Here is a 22,350-nt window from a genome sequence, read left to right as displayed (position 1 = left end):
CGATATATGTTTGTATTCAAATTATAAAAATTAAACTCCGCGTAAACCCGTTTAATCCGTAAAACCCGTGGACTATAAATTAATTACAGTACGCTGCGCACTGCTGGCAATTGCAGCTTCGATGATCTGCATTACTTTTACGCCGTCTTGAGCGGTAACTGGTTCTGCAACATTGTTTGTTATGGAATTAAAAACGCCATCAAAAAAAGTGAAATAATTTCCTTGAATTGTCAGTACTTTTTCGCGGATTACTTTTCCGTCAATTTCTGTGTGTAGAATTCCTTTTAAATCATCCGGTTCTTTTCCCCAAGATTCTAAGTTTGGTTTTTTACCAATTTTTAATTCGTCTTCCTGAATGTCTCCGCGAGGTTTTAAAAAAGAGCCTTTTTTCCCGTGAATGGTATACGCGGGATTTGCTTCTCTAACAAAGAAACCTGCTTTTAATCGTACTCTAAAATCATCATAAATCAATAATAAATCGAACCAGTCATCAACTAAAGAGTTTTCTCTTGTGATTCTCACATCACCAAAAACCGATTTTGGCGAGCCGAATAAACAAATAGCCTGATCTATAATATGCGGACCTAAATCTTTTAAAACTCCGGCTCCGTCATTGGCAGTTTCTTTATGGGCTTTTGGGCTTAATAACGGATTGTATCTGTCGAAGTGAAATTCGGCTTCTACTAAATCTCCCAGAACACCTTCATTGATTATTTTTTGAATGGTTTTAAAATCACTGTCCCATCTTCTGTTTTGAAAAACGGCTAATTTTAATCCTTTTTCGTGAGCGATTTTGGCTAATTCTTCAGCCTCGGCTACAGTTGTTGTGAAAGCTTTTTCAACAACGGCATGTTTTCCTGCCAGAAGTACTTTTTTAGCATATTCATAATGCGTTCCTACTGGTGTGTTTACAATTACCAAGTCAACATCATCGGCTAATAAATCGTCGATTGAAGGATAACTTTTTACGTATGGATAATCTTCCTGAATTAGTTTTTTGCTTCTTTCCCAAGATCCTAATAATTCAAAACCCGGATGGATATCTAAAAAAGGTGCGTGAAAAACCTTTCCCGACATTCCGTATGATAATAGTGCTGTTTTTATTTTTTTCATTTTGTATGTTTTTTTGCCACAGATTAATGTGATTAAAAAGGATTTTTCTTTTTTGCCGCGAATTTCACTAATTTACACAAATCGGTGCGTATAGAAAAGCTTTAAAATTCGTGATAATTCGTGAAATTCGTGGCAACCAAAACTAAAAAAATCACTTTAATCTGTACAATCTGTGGCTAATAAAAATTTAAAGCTTTGCTCGTTCGTATTGTTTTGGCCATTGAATATCGCTGTCTAATTCTTTGGCGAAATCTAACGGTAAATTTGGATTTCTTAAAGATTCTCTGGCAAACAAAATTAAATCGGCCTGATTGTTTTTCAAAATTTCTTCGGCTTGTTTGGCTTCGGTGATTAAACCAACTGCTCCTGTCAAAATATTGGCTTCTTTTTTCACTTTTTCTGCGAAAGAAACCTGATAACCCGGACCAATCGCAATTTTTTGATGCGAAACCAATCCGCCAGACGAAACATCGATTAAATCTACTCCTTTTTCTTTTAATATTTTTGAAAGCTGTACCGATTCTTCAGGATTCCATCCGTTTTCTGCCCAGTCTGTTGCTGAAATTCTTACGATTAAAGGTAAATCTGAAGGCCATTCGGTTTGAACAGCTTCTACAATTTCGAGTGTAAAACGGATTCTGTTTTCAAAGCTTCCTCCATATTCATCGGTTCTTACATTCGTTAAAGGCGATAAAAACTGATGCAGTAAATAACCGTGTGCGGCATGAATTTCTAAAACTTTATATCCGGCTTTGACAACTCTTTTTGTTGCGTTTTTAAAATCAGAAATTACTTTTTGGATTCCGTCTTTGTCTAAAGCTTCGGGAAGAAAAGGTTCTCCGTCGTGATACGGAATTGCACTTGCAGAAACTGTCTGCCATCCGCCTTGAGCGAAATCTAATTTTTTATTTCCTTCCCACGGAGAAGAAACACTTGCTTTTCTTCCGGCATGCGCCAGTTGAATTCCGGGAACAGCATTTTGAGAAACTATAAATTCGTTGATTTGTTTTAGTTTTTCGATATGTTCGTCTTTCCAGATTCCTAAATCGGCAGGAGAAATTCTTGCTTCGGGAGAAACAGCTGTGGCTTCCTGAATAATTAATCCGGCGCCTCCGCTTGCACGGCTTCCTAAATGAACCAGATGCCAGTCGTTTGCAAACCCGTCAACTGCCGAATATTGGCACATTGGCGAAATAACAATTCTATTTTTTAAGGTGATGTTTTTTAAAGTTAGGGGAGAAAATAATTGTGAAGCCATGTTTGTAACTTTTAATGGTTTTGGACTACCAATAGATATTGACAGCCGTTTAAAAAGTAAAGTTACTGTATCTTGTTAAAACGAGAAATTGAAATGTTTATTAATTAACAAACATTTAAAGTAAATTCTGTTTATTCCACAAATTATAATATTCTGATTTTTGTTCTAATAAGTCCAAATGATTTCCAGATTCAACAATTGCTCCATTTTTCATCACTAAGATTGTATCGGCGTTTGCAATTGTACTTAATCGGTGTGCAATAACGATTATAGTTTTTCCTTGTGATTTAAAACTATCTATCACTTCTTTTACAATTTTTTCAGAACTAGTATCTAATGATGATGTTGCTTCATCCATTAATAAAATTTCAGGATTTTTATATAATGCCCTTGCTATTGCAATTCTTTGTTTTTGTCCTCCAGAAAGCATAGCTCCGTTTTCACCAATCTGTGTTTCAAAACCATTTGGGAACTTTTCTAAAAAATCAGTTATCCCTAACTGTTTCGATAAATCTAAAACTCGTTGAATATTTGGAAACGAATCCCCCAAAGCGATATTTTCAATAATATTTCCAGAAAACAAATTAAGTTGCTGCGGAATAACTCCAACGACTTTCCGTAAACTTTGATAATGAATAAATTGAATATCATATTCTCCAATATAAATTTTGCCTTCTTTTATTGGATACAAATTTTGGAGTAATGAAATTAATGTTGTCTTTCCGCTGCCGCTTTCTCCAACTATGGCAGTCATTTCATTCTTTTTGAATACTGCATTAAAGTTTTTAAAAACCTCTACACGAGAACCATAACGAAAAGAAACATTTTCAAACTTTACATCTCCTAAATTTTCCTTTTGCAATTCAATTTTGTTTTCTGTTTCTTCTCTTTCTAAATCCATGATTTCAAAAAGCCTGTCTGCTGCAATCAGGGCATTTTGTGCTGTTTTATTCATATTAATCAACGAAGCAACAGGAGAAGTGAAATATGCAATTAAAGCATAAAATGAAAACAATTCTCCCGGAGTAATAGCTCTGTCTATTACATAATCAGATCCAATCCACATTAAAATTATGGTAAATAGAGAAGCCAGAAACTGTGTTGAAGTTGTGGCAAAAATTCCATTTAGACCAGATTTATAAGTAGAAAACAACAATTTTACGAATTTATTTTCGGTTTTCAAGTTTGAAAACTCTTCAATTCCAAATTCTTTTACAGTTCTAATATGAGTGATACTTTCTACTAATTGGGTTTGCAAGTCAGCAGCATTCTCCATAATGTTCCGTTCAACTTTTTTGTTGAATTTATTTAGAAGAAAATATATCAATGCATAAAAAGGAATTACAAGAATAATAACTAATGCCAATTTCCAGTAATAGGTAAACATTAATATAAATGAAAAAATAACAATAAAAACATTGACAATCATTTCTATTGCCACTTCATTTATAAAAGAACGAATTTTTACGGCATCATTTATTCTTGATGTGATTTCTCCTATTTGCATCGTATCAAAAAAACGCTGAGGCAAATGCAATAAATGTTTATAATAGCCAAGAATTAATTTAGCATCGATTAACTGTCCCGTTTTCATCACAAAGATGCTTTTCTGTGAACCAATATATGCCTGAAGTAAAACAATAGCCATCATAAAAATGCTTAACAAATTGAGCAGATTTCTATTTCCATCAACCAAAACATAATCTGTAATTTTTTGTATGTAAATCGACATTGCCAATCCTAAAACCGTATGCAATACAGCCCCAACCAAGGCTTGACTTAAAATCGTTTTGTGTGGCTGAAGTAAATTCCAAAATCGCTTTATAGGAGAAGTTTTCTCATTGAGAGTTTTAAAATCCGCATTTGGAGCAAAAAGTATTAATACTCCTGACCATATTTTTTGGAAATCTTCAAAAGTATATACTCCCGTTTTACCAAAACCCGGATCCATCACCGTAATTTTAGATTTTTCTACTTTATAAACTACAACATAATGATGCAATTGCTCTTTTGTAATAATATGTGCAATAGCAGGAAGCGGAATTTTATCTAAAGAATCTAAACCTCCTTTTACGCCTTTGGCAGTAAAACCCATTTTCTCAGCCGCTTCAACAATTCCCAAGACATTTGTACCACGTTTATCTGTATTGGCATACTGTCGTATTCTTGCTATGGGCAGATTAACTCTGAAATGATTTCCGATAGAAGCCAAACAAGCAGCACCACAATCTTTAATATCATGTTGTTTTATATTTATTGAAGCCATTTATTTTTTATTTGATATTTGTTTTGGGTTTAACCAATCGTCAATTTTATCAAATAACAAATCGAATAAACTTCTGCGGGTAATTATGAATCTTGTAGTTAAGGTCATGCCTTTTGAAACACTGGTTTTGTAACCTGATTTTAGTTGTAAGGTTTGCGAATCTAAAGCACAACGAATTTTAAAAAAAGCCTGATCGCTTTGCATTGTTATATTATGATCAATATCAATTACTTTTCCTTCTAACAAACCCCATTGATTGTAGTTGAAGGCATCTAACTGAAATTTTACTTTTTGATTTTTCTTTATCAAACCAATGTCACTTGGCGAAACATTACATTCTACAACAAGATGATCTGCAGAAGAAATAGTTGCGATAGATTGAGAAACATTTATAAAAGAACCTTTTTGAATTCCTGAAAAGTTTTCTATCGTTCCGGAAATCGGAGCCAAAACAAAATAATTATTCCCTTCAATATTAATTTTAGAAACCGTTCCATTGATATTTTTTAGTCGCTCTTCTAAATCCCTTTTTTGGTTTTCCCATGTAGATTTTTGTTGACTAATTAAACTTTGAAGCGCCTGTTTTGTTAAGCGTAATTCATAATCAAACTTTTCAAAATCTGCCTTTGCAATAATATCTTTATCATACAAGATCTTATTGCGATCATAGTTTATTTGCGCTTGTGCTATTTTGCTTTGCAGTTCATTTTTTGCAGATTGGAATTTGAATAGATCTTCACGTGCTGTAGAAGTCAGTAAATATGTGGTGTTATTTTGCAAAAGATTTGAAATATCTTTTAATAATTCAACAATAGAAACAGATAAGGTATCCTGAGTTTTTTTATCATTTTCAAGATTTTCTTTAGAAATTTTTAAAAGTGTATCGCCTTTTTTTACAAAAGAATTATTCTTTAAAGCTATCCAATTAACTTTTCCGCTAACAATTGTTGTAATAGGAACATTGTCTGTTTTACTTCGAATTATTCCACGGCTCTGACTACTAATGTCTATTTTGATTACAGGTAATAATCCAAAAAAAATCAGAATGGCAATAATTATAATCAAATAGATTGAAAAACTCTTTGTTTTATTTTTTGCAATAAGATTTTCGAGAGTATTAATTGGATCTGAACTGAAATTCATTATTTGACGTTAAAACATAAATTATTTAAAAAGATAGCCAACGGAATGACCCAATAAATAAAGGGTTATAGATATGAATATTATTAGTCTAATGTATTTTAAGAATTTTGAATCCATAAAAAATTGAATTATTTAAAGGTTCTTAATTTGAGTTAAATGTTCATTACATCGAGTAAAAACCAGCATTAAAATCATCGATTATTTTTTTTGCTTTAATATAGTCTTCATCTTTAACCTTTAGTTTTACGGAATTAACATCTCCAATCAAAACTCCCCATGGATTAAAAACAGACATTAATGATGAATCTTCAAAAACCATTATAGAGAAACTTTCCAGCAATGCTTTTAAAATTATTGCTTGTTCTCTACTTCCTTTATGGACGGATATTCTACTTTGTTGTTCTATCATTTTATTTATTTAATCAATAATCATAAAACCAACCTTACTTTTATGATCTAAAATTTTATGATTTAATCCTAATTTAAATATTAGATAGGAATAAATAAAGTCTCCTATCGCTCCCAAAGTCATAGAAAAGCCTATAAATAAAAAAATGAAATTATTATAGAGAAATCCGTAAATTGAAGGTAATAATCCTAATATGAAAAAGGGTGCAAGTGCAATAACTAACATCTTTTTTGATTGTAAAGGTTCAGTACAATTTGCAAAGGGCATCAAGTACTTTTTTATAAAACCAAATTTTACTGATTTCCATCCTTTTTTTGAAAAAAGTGCCATAAAAAACCATGTATAAATTCATGTACAACTATTGCAATGAAAATAATTAAATTAGGAATTAATAAAATTAAAATAGTATTTACTTTTTTGTTATCGAAAATCTGAAATGATGCTTTTATATCTTTCAAGTTCTGAACAAAAAGTTCATTCCATGTCAAGTATAAAATCAATAGAAAAAATAAAATAATAGGAATGCTTATTACTATCCCATAAAATTGCACTTTTTTTGAATCAATAGAGATCTCTTTCATTTCAATTGCTAATAATTCTTGCGGGATTTTTAATTTTTCAATTGAGATTAATTAATAATAACATCTTCCGAAAACAAAACCCAAATAAAAACCAATAGCTGCTATTATTAATATGGCGGTAATGAATTCATTTCTTTTCTCTCTTGCAAATTTTTCAATTTTAAATAAAATAGTTTTCATAAAATAGTTTTATTTAATGAAGCAAGAGTTCTTTTTTTAACTCTTGCTTCATTTGATTAATTTTAATGATTACGTGCGTATTCTCTTCCTAAGTCCCAGCCAAAGTAGAAAGCTGCGCCAGCCAAAGCTAGCATTGGTGCAATAATCCCCCCTTCTACTTCCAGATTTTCATCTAAAGTAAGCTCTACTAAGCTTAATTCTTCTAAATTCATATTTCTTTGTTTTTAAGTTAAAAATTTATGCCATATATCTCTCATACAAGTATCCACAAATGAAACCTGTAATTGGAAAGATTAACAATCCTCCTCCTTCAACTTCTTGTACTTCCTGAGCATTAAGCTCAACTAAATTCAATTCTTCGAAATTCACTAATGCTAATTCCATAATTTCAAAATTTAAATGGTTAATTAATAAATTCAACAAAATCATTTTCTCGAGAACGTTTTCGTTATAGCAAACTTATCAGAGTTCCGTCTAATAAAATTGGACGGAAGTTTGAACCTCCAAAAATTTCTTTTAATTCGTCGTCTTTAATAGTTTTTAGCGAAAAGTTTACTATCAATTCAAAAGAGGTTTCATAATAATAGCTTTCTCTCTTTTTACAATATTTTAATGGAGCGTCTAATTCTTTAATCATATCCAACTCATTATAAAGTTGGCTTCTGCTCAAACTTAGCTTTTTTGCAAAAACACTTGGAGTACCTGTTTTTTCAGCAATAATTAATTTATGCATCCTTTTAATTCTTTCGATTTGCTTAATAAAAAACATAGTTTACAGTATAAAAAATTAATAAATCATTTATTACTTTAAGAATCTTCAACAGGTTATGTTAACTTTTTATGAATTGAGTTCTTTTTCAATAATGATGAAATTAAAACGGAAGCTTCTAAGGCATTGCTCCTAAAAGTTTTTAAAATATTAAAATAGGGTATTTGTAACATTCCTCACGAATGAGTTACTAATATTATACAGACATAAGATAAGTTTTGCTTAATTTAAAAGTAAGGTCATTAATTAACAAACATTTAAAACCTTATGTATTATATTGCGCTTTCAAATTAAAATAGAAACGCTACTTTTGTGCGTTAAATACGAACTAAAAATACAAAATGGATATAGTTATCAAACTCTCTCAATTTCTATTGAGTTTATCTTTACTTATTATTCTTCACGAATTAGGGCACTTTATTCCTGCCAAATTGTTTAAAACGAGAGTTGAAAAATTTTACTTATTTTTTGATGTTAAATATTCGCTGTTAAAAAAGAAAATTGGCGAAACAGAATACGGAATTGGATGGTTACCGCTTGGAGGTTATGTAAAAATCTCTGGTATGATCGACGAGAGTATGGACAAGGAGCAAATGGCGCTTCCGCCGCAGCCGTGGGAATTTCGTTCTAAACCGGCTTGGCAGCGTTTAATTATTATGCTTGGCGGTGTTACGGTAAACTTTATCCTGGCGTTTATTATATATATAGGAATGGCTTTTGCTTACGGCGATACATATATTGCAAATGCTGATTTAAAAGATGGAGTTGCAATTGACAATCCAGTTATGATAAAAGCAGGATTTAAAACAGGAGATAAAATCATTTCGATTGACGGAAAAAAAGTAGAAAATTTTGACAGCGACATGAATATAAATGTCATTATGGCAAAACAAGTTTTGATCGAAAGAAATGGGCAACAGCTTACAGTTAAAATGCCAACTGATTTTGTTGACCAGCTATCTAAATATGAAAAAGGATTACTTATAAATATCCGTACTCCTTTTGCAATTGGAAAAGTTGATGAAAATTCTCCTAATCAAAACTTAAAACAAAAAGATTTGATTCTTTCTCTTAACGGAAAAAAAATCAAATATTTTGATGAAGCAAAAGCTGTTTTAGAAGCTAACAAAGGAAAAACAATTCCTGCTGTTGTTTTACGTGACTTAAAAGAAACTACTTTAAATCTAAAGGTTTCTCCAAATGGAACATTGGGGGTTTATAGAGGTGGTCTAGACATTAAATCTTTAGAAAAATTAGGTTATTATAAAGTAAGCACGAGAGAATATAGTTTCTTTGAATCTATTCCGGTTGGAATTCAAAAAGGAAAAGATCAGTTAGTAGGTTACGGAAAACAATTGAAAATGATCTTTAATCCTGAAACAAAAGCTTACAAACAAGTGGGTGGTTTTGCAGCGATTTACAACATTTTTCCGAGTTTTTGGAGCTGGGAAACGTTCTGGTCAATCACGGCTTTATTGTCAATTATGCTTGGAGTTATGAATTTATTGCCAATTCCGGCACTTGATGGCGGACATGTGATGTTTTTATTATATGAAATTATCAGCGGTAAAAAACCGAGCGATAAATTCCTTGAAAACGCCCAAATGGTTGGCTTTGTACTACTTATAGCACTGCTTTTGTTCGCAAACGGAAACGACATTTATAAGGCAATTATCAAGTAAAAAAATATTTTGAGAAAAAGAGTTAAAATATTTTTGAGAAACTAAAAATTCAATTATATTTGCACTCGCTAAAAAGAGCAACAACTTCCTCCTTAGCTCAGTTGGTTAGAGCATCTGACTGTTAATCAGAGGGTCCTTGGTTCGAGCCCAAGAGGGGGAGCAACTTTTTTTAGCAAACATATTTACCTTTAAGGTGATTCCTCCTTAGCTCAGTTGGTTAGAGCATCTGACTGTTAATCAGAGGGTCCTTGGTTCGAGCCCAAGAGGGGGAGCTTAAAAAAAGACGATCAAATGATCGTCTTTTTTTGTTTATAAGCTTTTTCTACTCAAAGTTTGTCATTTCGACTGAAAGGAGAAATCGCACTCGAAGCTCTACAAAGATTGGCGATTTTGCATGTCGAATTACTAGTGCGATTTCTCCTTTCAGTCGAAATGACAAAACTGAGCCTACATTCAATCGAATTTCAAATATAGCACGTGGTTTCAACCACGGGAAACGTTATACAGATCACAATAAATACATTGCCAAACATTGCGTTCCTACGGTTGAAACCGCAGGCTATGTTTACTATATTGTACAAACCTTTATTGATTTAACTTCTTGCTTATTTTTAAGTTTCATTATATTAAAATTTTTACCCTGAAACAATTTCATCATTTCCCTCTCAATTCAATCATATTTCAAACATAGCCCGTGGTTTCAACCACGGGAAACGCGATACAAATTATAAAAAATGTATTACCCAAAAATTGCATTTCCGCGGTTGAAATCGTGGGCTATGTTTATAAAACTTATTAAGTTCTTTATGGTTTATTCCTTGCCTATTTTATGATTGAGGTTTTTGCTCTCAAACAATTTCTACTAAAAGTTTGTCATTTCGACGGAGGAGAAATCTCCGCAAGTAACTCTGCAAAGATTGGCGACATACTGTATGGAGCTTCTCGCGGAGATTTCTCCTCCGTCGAAATGACAAAACTGAGTTTTATTACTTCGTTGCTATCAATTTAAATTCTTACTTTCAAACAATTTCATCATTTCTTCGCCTTTTTCTTTTTCATTTGTAGCTTTTAAACATTGCGCGTATCTAAAATAATAAATGGTGTCTAAATTTGCTTCGAGAGTAAATAACTCCGTGTAATATTTAACGGCATCTTCAAAATTACTTTCAAAATAGTACTTGTCAGCGACTTTTTTAAGCATATCTATAGATTCGTACCCTTTGTCTAAAACATTGGCGTAAGTGTCGAGAATATCTATTTTTACAAACTTCTCACTATAAGCCGGAGCTGTAACCTCAACTTCGACTGGTTTAATGGTTTTAGTTGTTGCATCTGCCATTGATTTTGACGGTAAAATTGTGCTCGCTGTTCTTACTTTTGGTTTTTTATAGATTGGAGTTACCGTTCTGGTATTATTTGGGCCGAGATCATTTGTATACACCATATCCAGTTTTGAAACTTCGTATTTGGTAGTCCTTCTCCCGAAAGGCATATTGATTACTTCTACAACCAAATACGATTCTATAACACGATCATCTGTTGGTTTGCTGTCAAATTTAAAAGGCGCTCTTCGAGAGTCTGCATTTGCTACCATATAATTGGTTTGCTGAGCAAAACCACTTATGGAAAACAAACTGGCAAAAGCTGCAAAATGTAGTAAATATGTTTTCATAAGTAATTAAATTTAAGTTGATACTCCGTAAAACACTATATAAAGCTACTGATTTTGTGATATTTATGCATTACTTTGACCGTGAAGTACTTATAAAAACGATTAAGTGTGCGTTTTGCTTTTTGCCCAACGCTGATTGTTTTTATAATTTTAGATTTTAATTATTCGTTGTGCGAAAAATTGTATTTTTGTTTTGTCCTGAAATCGCAGCAAATTGTATCACACAAAAACAACTTGTATTTTACAGCACCAATACTTTTTTCAGGAATTTTAAATATCTTTGAATTATGAGCACACTAACAAAACCAAATCATATAGGGCGAAAAATAAGCCGTATTCGTGAACTTCGCGATATGAAGCAGGAAGCTTTGGCGCAGGCTTTAGGCACGAGCCAGCAGACTGTTTCTGCTATTGAAAACAGCGAAACAATTGATGATGAAAAACTTCAGGCAATTGCCGAAATATTAGGCGTAACTGTTGAAGGAATTAAAAATTTCTCTGAAGAAGCGGTTTTAAATATTATTGGAAATACATATCAAGATAATGGCATTGTGAATGCTGGACTTAATTATAACTGTAATTTTAATCCTCTTGACAAAGTTGTGGAACTTTATGAGCGTTTGGTTCAGGCTGAAAAAGATAAGGTTGAGTATTTGGAGAAGTTGTTGAAAGGGAAGTAATTAAAGCTTAAGCATATTCCCATTTCTACTTATAGTTTAAAGATTAACTAAATTGAACCTCATAAATTAAAATATTAGATATTCCTTGTGTCGTTTCTCTTGAATATTTCTTTGAAAAAGGAAAAAGAATACTTGCAGGTTTACCTAGACACTCACAAACGTAATACAAAGCCATACCTAAAGTTTGCGCTTTTGTAGATAATGGACATAAATAAATATTTGTAATAGGTTTCTTTTTCTCCTCTTTTTTAATATAATCACTTATCAATTGAGCTGTAACAAATGGATCATTTGCAGGAGCAAGAATAACATTTTCATCATCAATTGAAAAATCACCCGAAGAAACATCCTCTTCAGATTGATAAACTTTCAAAACATTCTCTTGAAACATGTCAGCTTTCAAAGATGGGAAACCAAGTACTTGTATTTTTTTCGCTTCTGGTTTAGCTTTTGCAATTCTAGATATCATTTGGTGATCATATCCTGAACCAATAATCAAAATATCATTATTAGTATCAGGATCATGACTGTTTAAGCAACCTATCACTCCTCTAATCTCAATAAAATCATCTGAAAAAACCGTATTTTCTTTTTTTACATAATTAGATGGTTCCGAATAAATAAACTCAATATTTTCTACTTTTTCTTTTTCCAAAAGACGGATCAAGAAAACTAAATGAGGGCGTATAAATCCTGTAATATCAATACAAACACGTTTCTTTTGCTCAAAAAAGTTTTTTGCACCATTATTATAGTAATCAATTATAATTCCTGATTCATCAAGGTTTTTTTCATTAGAATAATCAAATATTAATCCCCCTAATTTTTTTATCTCAGACGGACTAAATTCATACTCTGGAAAAATTATCCAATGCTTATCTTTACTACTAACATTATCGAATACAAAATTTACTCTTTCAGATTCATTGTAAGCCGAAATAAATAAATCATGATTAAATGTTCTTGAAACTAACGATGGAGTAATGTCTTCAAGTTTAGATTTATATAAATAAGAATATTTCATTATTAAAATTTATCAAATAAAGTCGGTGATGCACTAGTATTAGTATTGTCTGCAAATGGTGCATTATATTTATTCTTTTCACTCTGAATCATTGATTTGAATTCATTATCACTGTCAGGAGCGAATATTGTTTGTAGCTCTTTTGAATTTAAATCAACTATTCCACGTCTGCTTATTGACAATTCCCACTCAACAGCTAATAATCCATTTATTTGATAGGTACTGTATCTACTATTGGTGTTTTTATCGCGACGTTCACCTACTTCTATTATATAACTATATTGCTCCAAGAAATTAATTATTCTAGAAATTTCAGCAGGAATAAGTTTTGATTTAAGAGAAAAAGTAGAAATCGAACATTCTGGAGGAATATCGGAAAATCTTAATTCACGTAAATAATCACATAGTCTTTCTATTGAGTCCTTAGCAATTGATCCATCATCTCCTGGAATTCTTGCATCTTCAACAAACCACTTTGTAGTATCTTTTATCGCATTTAATTGTGATTGAGCTGAAATTTTTAAGTCTTTAGATTTAAATGTTTTCATCTCAAAATATTCATTCCATTTAAAAATATGTTTCATAATAATTAAAACATGTCTTGGAATTCCGTTTGAAATTTTCACAATATTATCAAACCCAATAACGGAACGTATTTTCTCTCCATTTTCTCTTGCTAATACATCTAAAATATCATATTTAAATTTTTGAATTATTCTATAATGCTCATTTTCAACTTTATGAAGCCAATATTTTGAACAAGCAATCGAAATATTTTCAGAAGCAGAAAGTAAATCAGCTCCTTTTTTCCATTCTCGATAAAACAACATTATATTAATTCTCTCCAACAATATGTTCTCATTAAATTCCAAATTAGCTAATATGCGAGCCCTTATGAATTTATATTTAGATAAATTTAATTTTTTTCCTAAAGCCAAAAAATGTCCTTTGTCTCCCGTCTGTATTTTTTTTAAGAATTCATCAATATTAAATGTTTCAAAGTAGTCAGACATCTCATTTTTAGCAATTTTGATTCCTGCCAAATCAAGTCTTTTCAAACAAATATCATTTATAAATTGATTATATCCTGTTTTATTTTCTCTAAAAATAGTATCTATATCAAATATCTCAAACTCTGAACCTGCCTTTATCCCTTCTCCTGCACTAAGTGTTTCATGAGTTCTCATCCCATATCGACGAGCACCTATTTTAAAGCATGTGGGATTTTTTCTTTCTCTAATTAAGGTATTAAAATATTTTTGTTGATCTTCAGTAAAATTCTCATATTCATCAAGTAAATAAAGAAATTTGATATCTTGAAATTCTTTAATTTCTCTGTTTAAAACTTCTGGTATTCCAAAAATCAAACTACCTGGACTTGCTAGGATTTCAATTGATTCAGAAACTTTTTTTTGAGTAAATGATTTATTATTAATTGCATAATCAATATTTTTTTGCAGTTCGCTAAAATATCTTACCAAATGACTAAGATTCTTTATATTTTGTGATTCTTCTGTAATATCCAGCAACTGCATTATTTCTAATGAAATTATATGTTCATTTGAAATAATTAAACTTCCCTCTTCTAAAATTTTTATTACATTTTTTAAAAGCAATTGACTTAACCACAATTCCAAATAATAGGAAAAAATTGTTTGCCAATCTTCTGTAACCTGCTCTCCTTTATCTTTAAATTTAAACCCATTAAGCCCTGAGCATCTTAAATAAGTTCCTAAATACCCATCCATTTTTAGGCCATTAAGAATGTCATTTTTCCATCTTAAGTTTTGAGAAGTAAATGAAAAATGTTTCATAATATGTGTTTTACCACTACCTTTACTTCCCAAAATTATCATTGGCATATCTGATGTCGGCTTAATAATTCCTTTAAAACCTGTTTCCATAGGAAAATCAACCCAAAATCGATCTAGTTCTTCATCACTGTAATCAACAGCTTTTGTAATGTTAAAAGGATTTGTTTGTGTTTTCATGGCTAATAAATCTTATGTGCTCTTTTAAAAATTGAATTCCAAGTAATTGTATCTTCATTATACCATAATACTGGTAAGGTATTATCTGGAGTATTATGATTAAAAGCTATCAAATATTGTCCGTCTTTGTAACCGAATTTATCTCTATCAGATACAGATTCAAGGTCAGCAGCATTCATCAACGGATTTAGTCTTAAAAATATAGAACTCATTAATCTCTTTCCATCTCTTCCTGTAAAGGTATGTATTTTAGTAATATCAATTTCTGATGGAATATTTTTGAATACTCGAGAATTAGAATGAAATGTTTTAAAAGAATTATCTAACTCTAATACAGAATCTACAATATCAATACTAGTATGAGTTCTAATAAAATCTTTTCCTTCTCTAGTTCCTAGTAATAAAAAGTAATAGATTTTTGCCTTTGGAAATTCTCTTTTAATAATAGGGATAACAGCTTTAGTATAGTCTACCATTTGATTTCCACTACCACATATATCATCTAAAAATACAAAATTTTCGACTTGTTTCGGACAGCTTGCTATTTGGGTTTCATGTATAAAAAGAGATTTCGGTATTTTATTTTCATTCCTAAAATTATACATTAAATGCGCACTACTTTCTGCAGGATTCCCTACGCTTACAAAACGAGTGTTATCTAGTATTTTTTTATATTCTGTCTTAATAAACACCTCATCTAAAGTGTTTCCGTTTTTCCTTCTAATAAACTCAATATGAGGATATTTAAAAAGATCTCGATATATAGAAATCAATAATTGTTTAATCTGAAAATCATTAAAATATACACATTGTGACAATAAATAAAGTGCATGTATTTTTTCATCATCCTGAAAATTATTCAACCATGCATTAACCTTTTTATATGAACCTTTTCCATCCCAAAGAGTTTCATTTAAACATTTAATTTTTGCGTGAAGTTTATCTTTTAGGTCCATTTATTCTTTTTTAAGTATTAATACCCATTCACATGTAATAATACTTGCGGTCTTATTTCTTTTAGTCATTAATCCGTATGATTTAATATCGTCAACCAATCTGCAGATAGTTTTGAGACCAGCATTCTCTGCTATTTGACGTAAATATTCTTGTGTCTTAAACTCTCTATTACAAACCTGATTATTCGCTGCAATTAATACAAAATGCTTGTTTTTTTTAAGAACTCTAGAAGCTTCAATTATTGCTTGTTGCATTTCTAAAAGATAATTTGCAGCTATATGAGCTCGCAAAGGGTTGATTAAATAAACTTCTTGAAGAAGTATATCTGCTTCTTCAAGCCCTGTCTTTTTTAGGGTCAAATAATCTGATTTCGAATAATTTTCTCTTCCTATATTTTTTTTATCTAAAGTACGCAAATCTTCTTTTGTCGAAAGCTCTGTCCATCCAAGATTTAAACTACACGCGCGTATATATTTTTGTGCCCCAGCATATGGAGGTGATGAAATAATTAAATCAACACTCTCGTCCAATAAATTCAGACTTCTTGCATCTTCAGAAATAATTTGAGTTCTTTGAGATTTCGAAATATTTTTTTGCTTATTCTCAAATCTTTTTATGTTATCATTAACTATTTCTGCAAATTTTTCAAAAACATTTAAATTCTCAAGATTTTTCAATTTTGATTTTGATTCGTCGAAAAATGGATGAAGATTATTTGTTTCTCTATTCAATTTTGCTTTTACTGGAACTGAAATTCTTGAATCGGCTAAACTTACTTTTTTTATACAATTTGAAAAACAAAGAAGAAAAAAGTCTTTGTAATTCTCGTCTGAAATAGTTTTAAGAGTTTTTAAAATTGCGAGTAATTGTAATTTAATATTGGGTAAAAACCAATAATCTATATTAACTACATCGGGAAAGCTTTCATTATCATCAACTGTAACATTCTGAATTTCTACTCTTAAAGACTCTAATAATCTCCTTAAAACTTTTATGTTATAATCTGACGTTTTGACTTTTGATATTAATCTTGCTAAAGGATTAGAATCACAACCATATGCATTTTTTCCGGCTAGATTCGCTTCCAAAAGTACCGTTCCTGAACCACTAAAAGGATCTAAAACAAATTCATTCTCCTTTACAAAAAAATCATTGTTCACAAAAAAATATGGAATATTTGGAATTAATTTTGCCGGATATATATGTATTGAATGTGTTGCTCTGTCTTGAAATTTGACATGGTCAACCATCTCCTTAAAATTAATTCGCACAGGCATTTGATCTTTAGAATAAACTTCTAAAAGTTCTTCAAAAATTAAATCAAAATTATTTTCTTTTGTCTTCAATAAAAGTTTTTTTGTAAATGTAACACCATTATTATAATTATAAAAATTTGCCTATAAAATCTTCTTATTTAAAGATCAATATTGTTCTTCATCTTTTTTATAAAAGTATGTCAATAAAAAAGCGCCATAATCCAAAGATTACAGCGCTTTTCTATTTTAATTAAAAAACCTTAAACTTCTTAAACCCCTAACTTCTTAGCAATTTCAGCAGGAATTCCGCCTTTGTTTACCATTAAGGCAGTTGTTTTATATTTTACGAAATTTTTGGTTACGAACAAGAAACCTTTGTAGTCGTTTGTTTCTCCCCAAGAATTTTTTACGATATAATATTCTTTTCCGGTTTGATCTTTTGCAAGACCAATAATGTGCATTCCGTGGTCGTCTGTTGTACCGTAATTGTCAAACGCAGCCTGACGCATTTCTGGAGTAATTTCCGGTTCTGCTTTTGGTCCGTTAAACATATCTGCTTTTTCTTCGGCCGTCATGTCGTCAAATTTCTTTGTTGGAACATACGCTACACCGTTTTTCCAGCTAAAACTTTTCTCGCTTACGTCTGTTGCCCAAGCTACAGTATATCCTTTTTTCAATGCATTGTCGATAACATCTGTCATGTCGTTTACTTTTACATTGTAAACCTGATCTAAAGACCAGTTGTCTGGCACTGCAAGAACTGTTTTTTGGTAATATGGAGCAGTTGTAAACGAAGACATTTCTACATATTCGTCAGGATTAATTCCTACCACTTCTTTAGCAAAAGACTGCGGCGTATAGTTTTTTCCTTTGTAGTTGAAGTTATCCGGCACTTTTCCTAAATAAGAATCGATAACGGCAGCATACGCTTTTTGCCAGTTTGGTGTTAACTCTCCGTTTGGATTTTTAACCACCGCAGCCAAAACACCTTCGATAAGTGCAGACATTTCGGCAAATTTATTTTTATCTGTTCCGTAGTTCAATCCAGTGTAAACTTCTCTTGGTACGGTTCCGTATTTTTTGTACATATTAATTACGTCGTGCAGCGAACCTCCGTCACCTAAAGTGATCGCACCGTGCATACGAACATAATTTATTCCTTTGTCAACATACACATTTCTTGCAGAAAAAACCTGAGAAAGCTCAACAGGCTGTTTTCCTAAACGAATCATTTCTGACTCTAAAAATGAGTTTGATGCATAACTCCAGCAAGTTCCAGATGAACCTTGGTTTTTAATCGACGTTGTTCCTAAGTTAACTACCTCAGTGAATTTAAAAGCTTCTTTACTTTTATCACTCGCATTTAGCTTTAAGGAATTTACCAAAATGTCCTGCGCAAAACAGCCGCTTACACCAACTAAAAAAGCAGATGCCGCGAAAACTGATTTCATCGTATTTTTATACATAATCAAAAGATTTAAATAGTTACTTATTAGTAGCCTGTATTATATTTTTGTTACAAAAAAATTAAATATTCGGTAAATAAACTATTATTTAACAGTTAATGTTTATACAATGTTTTTATTAATCCTCAAAACCTTACAAACTATATAAAAACATAATCTGTTTACAATCAAATGTTTTTTGATTTTATATGCAAATAAATAGTAATTTGGCTGTTGAAATGCCACACTATAAACCCCAAAATGTACGAACTCGAAAAAGAGAAATACTTAGGCAATACTAAAAAGAGCTTCAATACCCAGCAGGGAATTGCGGTTGTCGAAACCGAGTATCAAAACAAGGTTTACGAAGGCTGGCATTCACACAATAATGCACATATAACGCTTTTCCTAAAAGGCGGAACAACTGAAAAACGAAAAAATTTCAGCGAAACCGTAGGTCCCGGTTCCTTATTATTTTACCACAGTGACGAATTGCATTTAAATCAAAATACACTTTTTCCGTCCCGAAATATTAATATCGAAATTGAAGAAAACCTGCTGAAAGATCTTCAACTATCTGAAGCTGTGATCGAAAAATCGGTTCAAAATTCAGCGTTTACTAAGTTTTTAATTTTGAAGATTTTTAAAGAAACGCTTACTTCTGATACTTTTTCTGCCGATACTATTACGATGCTTTTTTCGCAGATTTCGAATGCTCAAAATCATTTGGAACGTTTTGAAAAAAGTCCGTTTTGGGTGAAAAGTTTACAGGAATTACTGAATGATTGCTGGAACGAAAACCCAAATTTACAAGATTTGGCAACGGTTTTAAATTTAAATCCAATTACGATTTCAAAACATTTTCCGAAGTATTTTGGCTGTACTTTAGGCGAATACATGCGCAGAATTAAAATAAACCGTTCGCTTTCGCTGATACAATCGCACGAAAGTAATTTAACCCAAATTGCCCTCGAATGCGGTTTTGCAGATCAAAGTCATTTTATTAGAACCTTTAAAAGCCAGACGGGATTTTTGCCAAAACAATTTCAAAAATTATAAAAGAGGCAAATTTCATTCTATTTTTTGTTTTTGATGCGCGATACTTTTGTCTCATCATAAATCAATAAAACAAATCAAATGGAAACGCTTACCAGAAAACAAAAAATATTTAATTTCCCTGTTGTCAAAATCTTACTTGCTCTGCTTACTTTTATGGCTGTTGTTATTATTGGCCAGCAAATTGCCGTAAAATTATTGGCTTTGACATCTCTTGACAAAGATTATAGAAATCTTTTAAAAGGACTTTTTGTTTCCTTTTCGTGTATTTTCAGTTACATTCTTTTCTTTAAAAAATATGAAAAAAGAACCATTACAGAATTTTCTACAAAAGGACTTGCTAAAAATATTAGTATTGGAGCTCTGATTGGCTTTGTTTTACAATCCCTAACCATTTTAGTAATTTACCTTAACGGAAGTTACAGTGTTGTAAATATCAATCCTGTTTCGTTTATTCTGATTCCGTTTACCATAATGTTTACCGTTGCTATTATTGAAGAAATATTGGTGCGAGGAATTATTTTTAGAATTGTAGAAGAAAAACTGGGAAGTTATATTTCCCTTACAATTTCTGCTGTTCTATTTGGTGTTTTTCATTTGGCAAATCCTCACGGTACTTTGATTTCTGGAATCTGTATCACAACTGCAGGCTTTTTATTTGGAGCTATTTTCATGTACAGCCGTAATTTATGGATGCCAATTGCTTTGCATTTTGCATGGAATTTTACGCAGTCGGGAATTTTTGGAGCCATAACTTCCGGAAACGAAAAAACAAGCAGTTTATTAGAAGCCAAAATACAAGGTCCGGAATTTATTACCGGAGGAGAATTTGGTCCCGAAGGATCGATTCAGGCTATTATATTCTGTGCCGCTGCAACTATTATTCTATTAGTTTTAAACCACAAACAGAATAAAATTATCAAGCCGTATTGGGCGAAATAGAGTTTTTTTGCCACGAATTGCACGAATTTCCACAAATTATATTTGAATTCCCGATCGTTATTATCGGGAATTTTTTTTGAAATTATTCTATAAGTTTTCTAAACGTTAAGCTTATTCTTTCGGCATTATCATTAACCTCATCTGGTAAAATTGCATGAAGCCAAAATTCCTGTACTTCTTTACTCATATAAAATAAACTATTAGGTTCTAAATCTATATCATGAGTAATCTCTTTGTTTATTTTATTTTTAAATCTCATTATTCTATTATTTCCTAATGAAACAATTGCGATTCCTGTTCCTTCAAACAATATATCGGTTTGATCAGAATGAAATCCCATTTTCGATTTTCCATCAGTATAATAATTGATAAGACAGTTATTTGGAACAAAATCAATTTTGTCTTTTATTACATCTATCACATTTTCAATATGATCTGGTAATGGCAAAAATGGATATTCCATTTCAGAATAGTTGTAAGGAGTACCATAACTAACCGTTTTTCTGGATTTTATCGAGGTATCCCAATTTGAAGCGTTTTTTACCAGTTCAAACAAAAAATCATGATTGTTTACAATATTGTTCTCTATTTTTATTTCGTTTAACAACTGGTTTAAATCCATTATTTTTTACTTTTTGGATATAAAAATAAGAAGATTTATGAGAACCCTGAAAGTTTATAAGCTCTTTCTATCGTAACCAATTGCTACCAAAAACAATATAATATGACCAATCTTCGGGGCCTTTTGCAACGTCGACACCCATTCTGAGTTTGAATTTTCGGGCCAATAAATACCTGAAACCTGTTCCGTAACTGTATACAACGGGTTTTGCGAAAGCTTTATCCCAATCGTTAAAAGCACTTGCAAGGCCGCCGTAACCCATAAGACTCCATCTTCGGTATAAATCCCATCGTAATTCGGCTTCGGTAACGATACTTGTTTTTCCTTGGTATCTGGCGGCGGGAATTCCGCGTAAATTGATTCCGGGCAAAAGATAAAAAGGCGGACTCCCAAACGCCTGCTCTCCTTCTACCCTAAGCCCGCCAATTAATTTTTTTGTTAAGGGATAAAATCCTATTGCCGATAAATTGACGCGCCAGGCATCGTAATCGCTCCCAATTGCATCATCTGACCAAAAGAAATCTGACTGAAGCCGGATTCCTTTATCTGGTGTAAATATATTGTCGCGTCCGTCAAACTGAAGCGCCGCTCCAAGCTGACTTATGGTACTTTTAATATCTTTTGGCTGTACAAATGGCGGCGGAAGATCAACATCTGGCAGGTTTATTTTTGAGTTTAAAAAGAGGTATTGCGGCCCGGCGCTCCATTTTGCGTTTCTAAATTGTTTTAGCCATTGTGTATAAAAAATAGTTGATCTAAAATTGAGTTTAAATTCCTGATCTTTTGCATTTGGGATATTATTAGCATAAAAAGATAAATTCATGTCGCCATAACCGGCCATAACACGATATAAAATTCTGGATTTGACTAAAGTTCCAGACCGAAATGCACCTGCCATCCAGCTTTTATTTTCGGTATACATACCAATTCCTCCTGTTATGTCTGGGTTTATAAAACGTTTTTTGCCGTTTTCGTCTACAACCGGCGGACGTTTTTTAAGAAAAACGGGCACGATTGCACCTCCAATTCCGCCCAAAGCCGGTTCTGTAATAACGGTGGGAACTACAATAAAACCGTGTGCATAAATAATATAATCGCTTAAGTCAAAAGCTCCATCGAGAGAATCTTTTGTGGTTATATGCGGTTTCTGCGCCGTTTGTGCGGTTATGTTGTGAAGAGAAAAAAAACACAAAGCAAAAATGAAAACCAGTTGTAGAAAAAGTTTTCTGTTTTTTATGGAAGAATCTGAATATGTATTTCTCATTTAAATCAATTTAAAATTTATCTTATTCCTTTAAAAAACA

General features: G+C 31.7%; 22 protein-coding genes and 2 tRNA genes. 6 read left to right on the top strand and 18 right to left on the bottom strand.

Annotated features, from left to right (window positions below):
• Nucleotides 1-72: 72 nt before the first annotated feature.
• The 10 genes from FLAPXU55_RS07105 to FLAPXU55_RS07065 all read right to left on the bottom strand — a co-directional run bounded on the left by FLAPXU55_RS07105 (nt 73) and on the right by FLAPXU55_RS07065 (nt 7,683).
• Nucleotides 73-1,113 (bottom strand): Gfo/Idh/MocA family oxidoreductase, encoded by a 1,041-nt coding sequence (locus FLAPXU55_RS07105; RefSeq protein WP_180857119.1) that lies wholly within the window; start codon nt 1,111-1,113, stop codon nt 73-75.
• A gap of 187 nt (nt 1,114-1,300) precedes the next feature.
• On the bottom strand, nt 1,301-2,371 hold the full coding sequence (locus FLAPXU55_RS07100) for an NADH:flavin oxidoreductase/NADH oxidase (RefSeq protein WP_180857118.1): 1,071 nt from the start codon (nt 2,369-2,371) through the stop codon (nt 1,301-1,303).
• Nucleotides 2,372-2,486: 115 nt separating this feature from the next.
• Nucleotides 2,487-4,637, bottom strand: coding sequence for a peptidase domain-containing ABC transporter (locus FLAPXU55_RS07095; protein ID WP_180857117.1), 2,151 nt, complete (start codon nt 4,635-4,637; stop codon nt 2,487-2,489).
• On the bottom strand, nt 4,638-5,780 hold the full coding sequence (locus FLAPXU55_RS07090) for an HlyD family secretion protein (RefSeq protein ID WP_180857116.1): 1,143 nt from the start codon (nt 5,778-5,780) through the stop codon (nt 4,638-4,640).
• Nucleotides 5,781-5,943: 163 nt separating this feature from the next.
• The gene (locus tag FLAPXU55_RS07085) at nt 5,944-6,189 is read right to left on the bottom strand and encodes a hypothetical protein (RefSeq protein ID WP_180857115.1); all 246 of its coding nucleotides are present in this window, start codon (nt 6,187-6,189) and stop codon (nt 5,944-5,946) included.
• Nucleotides 6,190-6,198: 9 nt separating this feature from the next.
• The gene (locus tag FLAPXU55_RS07080; RefSeq protein ID WP_180857114.1) at nt 6,199-6,519 is read right to left on the bottom strand and encodes a DUF3267 domain-containing protein; all 321 of its coding nucleotides are present in this window, start codon (nt 6,517-6,519) and stop codon (nt 6,199-6,201) included.
• 302 nt (nt 6,520-6,821) lie between these two features.
• Complete coding sequence (locus tag FLAPXU55_RS24165; RefSeq protein ID WP_262890989.1) at nt 6,822-6,950, bottom strand: hypothetical protein; 129 nt, start codon at nt 6,948-6,950, stop codon at nt 6,822-6,824.
• A 62-nt stretch (nt 6,951-7,012) separates the two neighbouring features.
• Nucleotides 7,013-7,162, bottom strand: a complete 150-nt coding sequence (locus tag FLAPXU55_RS07075) for a class IIb bacteriocin, lactobin A/cerein 7B family (protein WP_180857113.1) — start codon at nt 7,160-7,162, stop codon at nt 7,013-7,015.
• A 25-nt stretch (nt 7,163-7,187) separates the two neighbouring features.
• The gene (locus FLAPXU55_RS07070; RefSeq protein WP_180857323.1) at nt 7,188-7,334 is read right to left on the bottom strand and encodes a hypothetical protein; all 147 of its coding nucleotides are present in this window, start codon (nt 7,332-7,334) and stop codon (nt 7,188-7,190) included.
• A 64-nt stretch (nt 7,335-7,398) separates the two neighbouring features.
• Nucleotides 7,399-7,683 carry a hypothetical protein gene (locus tag FLAPXU55_RS07065; protein WP_235991999.1) on the bottom strand — a complete coding sequence of 95 codons (285 nt, stop codon included), beginning with the start codon at nt 7,681-7,683 and terminating at the stop codon, nt 7,399-7,401.
• A 377-nt stretch (nt 7,684-8,060) separates the two neighbouring features.
• Here FLAPXU55_RS07065 and rseP point away from each other — a divergent pair, with 377 nt between their 5' ends.
• The 3 genes from rseP (at nt 8,061) to FLAPXU55_RS07050 (ending at nt 9,673) form a co-directional block, all read left to right on the top strand.
• Entirely contained in the window at nt 8,061-9,401 is a 1,341-nt protein-coding gene (rseP, locus tag FLAPXU55_RS07060) for an RIP metalloprotease RseP (RefSeq protein ID WP_053472881.1), read from the top strand.
• Nucleotides 9,402-9,487: 86 nt separating this feature from the next.
• Nucleotides 9,488-9,561: transfer RNA gene (locus tag FLAPXU55_RS07055), tRNA-Asn, on the top strand.
• A 38-nt stretch (nt 9,562-9,599) separates the two neighbouring features.
• Nucleotides 9,600-9,673, top strand: a tRNA-Asn gene (locus FLAPXU55_RS07050).
• 728 nt (nt 9,674-10,401) lie between these two features.
• Here FLAPXU55_RS07050 and FLAPXU55_RS07045 read toward each other — a convergent pair.
• Nucleotides 10,402-11,073: a hypothetical protein gene (locus tag FLAPXU55_RS07045; protein WP_180857111.1), complete on the bottom strand. Its 672-nt coding sequence runs from the start codon at nt 11,071-11,073 to the stop codon at nt 10,402-10,404.
• Nucleotides 11,074-11,360: 287 nt separating this feature from the next.
• Between FLAPXU55_RS07045 and FLAPXU55_RS07040 the strand changes: the two genes are divergently transcribed.
• Nucleotides 11,361-11,753 (top strand): helix-turn-helix domain-containing protein, encoded by a 393-nt coding sequence (locus FLAPXU55_RS07040; protein WP_180857110.1) that lies wholly within the window; start codon nt 11,361-11,363, stop codon nt 11,751-11,753.
• A gap of 43 nt (nt 11,754-11,796) precedes the next feature.
• Here the strand turns inward: FLAPXU55_RS07040 and FLAPXU55_RS07035 are convergent, their stop codons facing one another.
• The 5 genes from FLAPXU55_RS07035 to FLAPXU55_RS07015 all read right to left on the bottom strand — a co-directional run bounded on the left by FLAPXU55_RS07035 (nt 11,797) and on the right by FLAPXU55_RS07015 (nt 18,447).
• Nucleotides 11,797-12,777, bottom strand: coding sequence for a hypothetical protein (locus FLAPXU55_RS07035; protein WP_180857109.1), 981 nt, complete (start codon nt 12,775-12,777; stop codon nt 11,797-11,799).
• A gap of 2 nt (nt 12,778-12,779) precedes the next feature.
• Nucleotides 12,780-14,768 (bottom strand): ORC-CDC6 family AAA ATPase, encoded by a 1,989-nt coding sequence (locus FLAPXU55_RS07030; protein ID WP_180857108.1) that lies wholly within the window; start codon nt 14,766-14,768, stop codon nt 12,780-12,782.
• A 2-nt stretch (nt 14,769-14,770) separates the two neighbouring features.
• Nucleotides 14,771-15,724: a phosphoribosyltransferase-like protein gene (locus FLAPXU55_RS07025; RefSeq protein ID WP_180857107.1), complete on the bottom strand. Its 954-nt coding sequence runs from the start codon at nt 15,722-15,724 to the stop codon at nt 14,771-14,773.
• Nucleotides 15,725-17,071, bottom strand: coding sequence for a DNA methyltransferase (locus FLAPXU55_RS07020; protein ID WP_180857106.1), 1,347 nt, complete (start codon nt 17,069-17,071; stop codon nt 15,725-15,727).
• A gap of 179 nt (nt 17,072-17,250) precedes the next feature.
• Nucleotides 17,251-18,447, bottom strand: coding sequence for a C1 family peptidase (locus FLAPXU55_RS07015; protein ID WP_180857105.1), 1,197 nt, complete (start codon nt 18,445-18,447; stop codon nt 17,251-17,253).
• Nucleotides 18,448-18,687: 240 nt separating this feature from the next.
• On the opposite strand from FLAPXU55_RS07015, the gene FLAPXU55_RS07010 reads away from it, so the two are divergent.
• Both FLAPXU55_RS07010 and FLAPXU55_RS07005 read left to right on the top strand, forming a co-directional pair.
• Nucleotides 18,688-19,485 (top strand): AraC family transcriptional regulator, encoded by a 798-nt coding sequence (locus FLAPXU55_RS07010; protein WP_180857104.1) that lies wholly within the window; start codon nt 18,688-18,690, stop codon nt 19,483-19,485.
• 78 nt (nt 19,486-19,563) lie between these two features.
• Nucleotides 19,564-20,424 carry a CPBP family intramembrane glutamic endopeptidase gene (locus FLAPXU55_RS07005; RefSeq protein ID WP_180857103.1) on the top strand — a complete coding sequence of 287 codons (861 nt, stop codon included), beginning with the start codon at nt 19,564-19,566 and terminating at the stop codon, nt 20,422-20,424.
• A gap of 82 nt (nt 20,425-20,506) precedes the next feature.
• On the opposite strand, the gene FLAPXU55_RS07000 is transcribed toward FLAPXU55_RS07005, so the two are convergent.
• Nucleotides 20,507-21,046 (bottom strand): alpha-ketoglutarate-dependent dioxygenase AlkB, encoded by a 540-nt coding sequence (locus FLAPXU55_RS07000; protein ID WP_180857102.1) that lies wholly within the window; start codon nt 21,044-21,046, stop codon nt 20,507-20,509.
• Between the two features lie 67 nt (nt 21,047-21,113).
• Complete coding sequence (locus FLAPXU55_RS06995; RefSeq protein ID WP_180857101.1) at nt 21,114-22,310, bottom strand: BamA/TamA family outer membrane protein; 1,197 nt, start codon at nt 22,308-22,310, stop codon at nt 21,114-21,116.
• Nucleotides 22,311-22,350: the final 40 nt, after the last annotated feature.

Origin of the sequence: Flavobacterium panici (assembly GCF_903819335.1) — a bacterium.
Taxonomy (GTDB): Bacteria; Bacteroidota; Bacteroidia; order Flavobacteriales; family Flavobacteriaceae; genus Flavobacterium; species Flavobacterium panici.
This window is presented reverse-complemented; position numbering and strand designations above follow the sequence as displayed.

What these genes read in the sequence shown, in the direction of transcription:
- FLAPXU55_RS07105 (WP_180857119.1), bottom strand. Translation starts at nt 1,113, where the DNA reads ATGAAAAAAATAAAAACAGCACTATTATCATACGGAATGTCGGGAAAG.
- FLAPXU55_RS07100 (WP_180857118.1), bottom strand. Translation starts at nt 2,371, where the DNA reads ATGGCTTCACAATTATTTTCTCCCCTAACTTTAAAAAACATCACCTTA.
- FLAPXU55_RS07095 (WP_180857117.1), bottom strand. Translation starts at nt 4,637, where the DNA reads ATGGCTTCAATAAATATAAAACAACATGATATTAAAGATTGTGGTGCT.
- FLAPXU55_RS07090 (WP_180857116.1), bottom strand. Translation starts at nt 5,780, where the DNA reads ATGAATTTCAGTTCAGATCCAATTAATACTCTCGAAAATCTTATTGCA.
- FLAPXU55_RS07085 (WP_180857115.1), bottom strand. Translation starts at nt 6,189, where the DNA reads ATGATAGAACAACAAAGTAGAATATCCGTCCATAAAGGAAGTAGAGAA.
- FLAPXU55_RS07080 (WP_180857114.1), bottom strand. Translation starts at nt 6,519, where the DNA reads ATGGCACTTTTTTCAAAAAAAGGATGGAAATCAGTAAAATTTGGTTTT.
- FLAPXU55_RS24165 (WP_262890989.1), bottom strand. Translation starts at nt 6,950, where the DNA reads ATGAAAACTATTTTATTTAAAATTGAAAAATTTGCAAGAGAGAAAAGA.
- FLAPXU55_RS07075 (WP_180857113.1), bottom strand. Translation starts at nt 7,162, where the DNA reads ATGAATTTAGAAGAATTAAGCTTAGTAGAGCTTACTTTAGATGAAAAT.
- FLAPXU55_RS07070 (WP_180857323.1), bottom strand. Translation starts at nt 7,334, where the DNA reads ATGGAATTAGCATTAGTGAATTTCGAAGAATTGAATTTAGTTGAGCTT.
- FLAPXU55_RS07065 (WP_235991999.1), bottom strand. Translation starts at nt 7,683, where the DNA reads ATGCATAAATTAATTATTGCTGAAAAAACAGGTACTCCAAGTGTTTTT.
- rseP (WP_053472881.1), top strand. Translation starts at nt 8,061, where the DNA reads ATGGATATAGTTATCAAACTCTCTCAATTTCTATTGAGTTTATCTTTA.
- FLAPXU55_RS07045 (WP_180857111.1), bottom strand. Translation starts at nt 11,073, where the DNA reads ATGAAAACATATTTACTACATTTTGCAGCTTTTGCCAGTTTGTTTTCC.
- FLAPXU55_RS07040 (WP_180857110.1), top strand. Translation starts at nt 11,361, where the DNA reads ATGAGCACACTAACAAAACCAAATCATATAGGGCGAAAAATAAGCCGT.
- FLAPXU55_RS07035 (WP_180857109.1), bottom strand. Translation starts at nt 12,777, where the DNA reads ATGAAATATTCTTATTTATATAAATCTAAACTTGAAGACATTACTCCA.
- FLAPXU55_RS07030 (WP_180857108.1), bottom strand. Translation starts at nt 14,768, where the DNA reads ATGAAAACACAAACAAATCCTTTTAACATTACAAAAGCTGTTGATTAC.
- FLAPXU55_RS07025 (WP_180857107.1), bottom strand. Translation starts at nt 15,724, where the DNA reads ATGGACCTAAAAGATAAACTTCACGCAAAAATTAAATGTTTAAATGAA.
- FLAPXU55_RS07015 (WP_180857105.1), bottom strand. Translation starts at nt 18,447, where the DNA reads ATGTATAAAAATACGATGAAATCAGTTTTCGCGGCATCTGCTTTTTTA.
- FLAPXU55_RS07010 (WP_180857104.1), top strand. Translation starts at nt 18,688, where the DNA reads ATGTACGAACTCGAAAAAGAGAAATACTTAGGCAATACTAAAAAGAGC.
- FLAPXU55_RS07005 (WP_180857103.1), top strand. Translation starts at nt 19,564, where the DNA reads ATGGAAACGCTTACCAGAAAACAAAAAATATTTAATTTCCCTGTTGTC.
- FLAPXU55_RS07000 (WP_180857102.1), bottom strand. Translation starts at nt 21,046, where the DNA reads ATGGATTTAAACCAGTTGTTAAACGAAATAAAAATAGAGAACAATATT.
- FLAPXU55_RS06995 (WP_180857101.1), bottom strand. Translation starts at nt 22,310, where the DNA reads ATGAGAAATACATATTCAGATTCTTCCATAAAAAACAGAAAACTTTTT.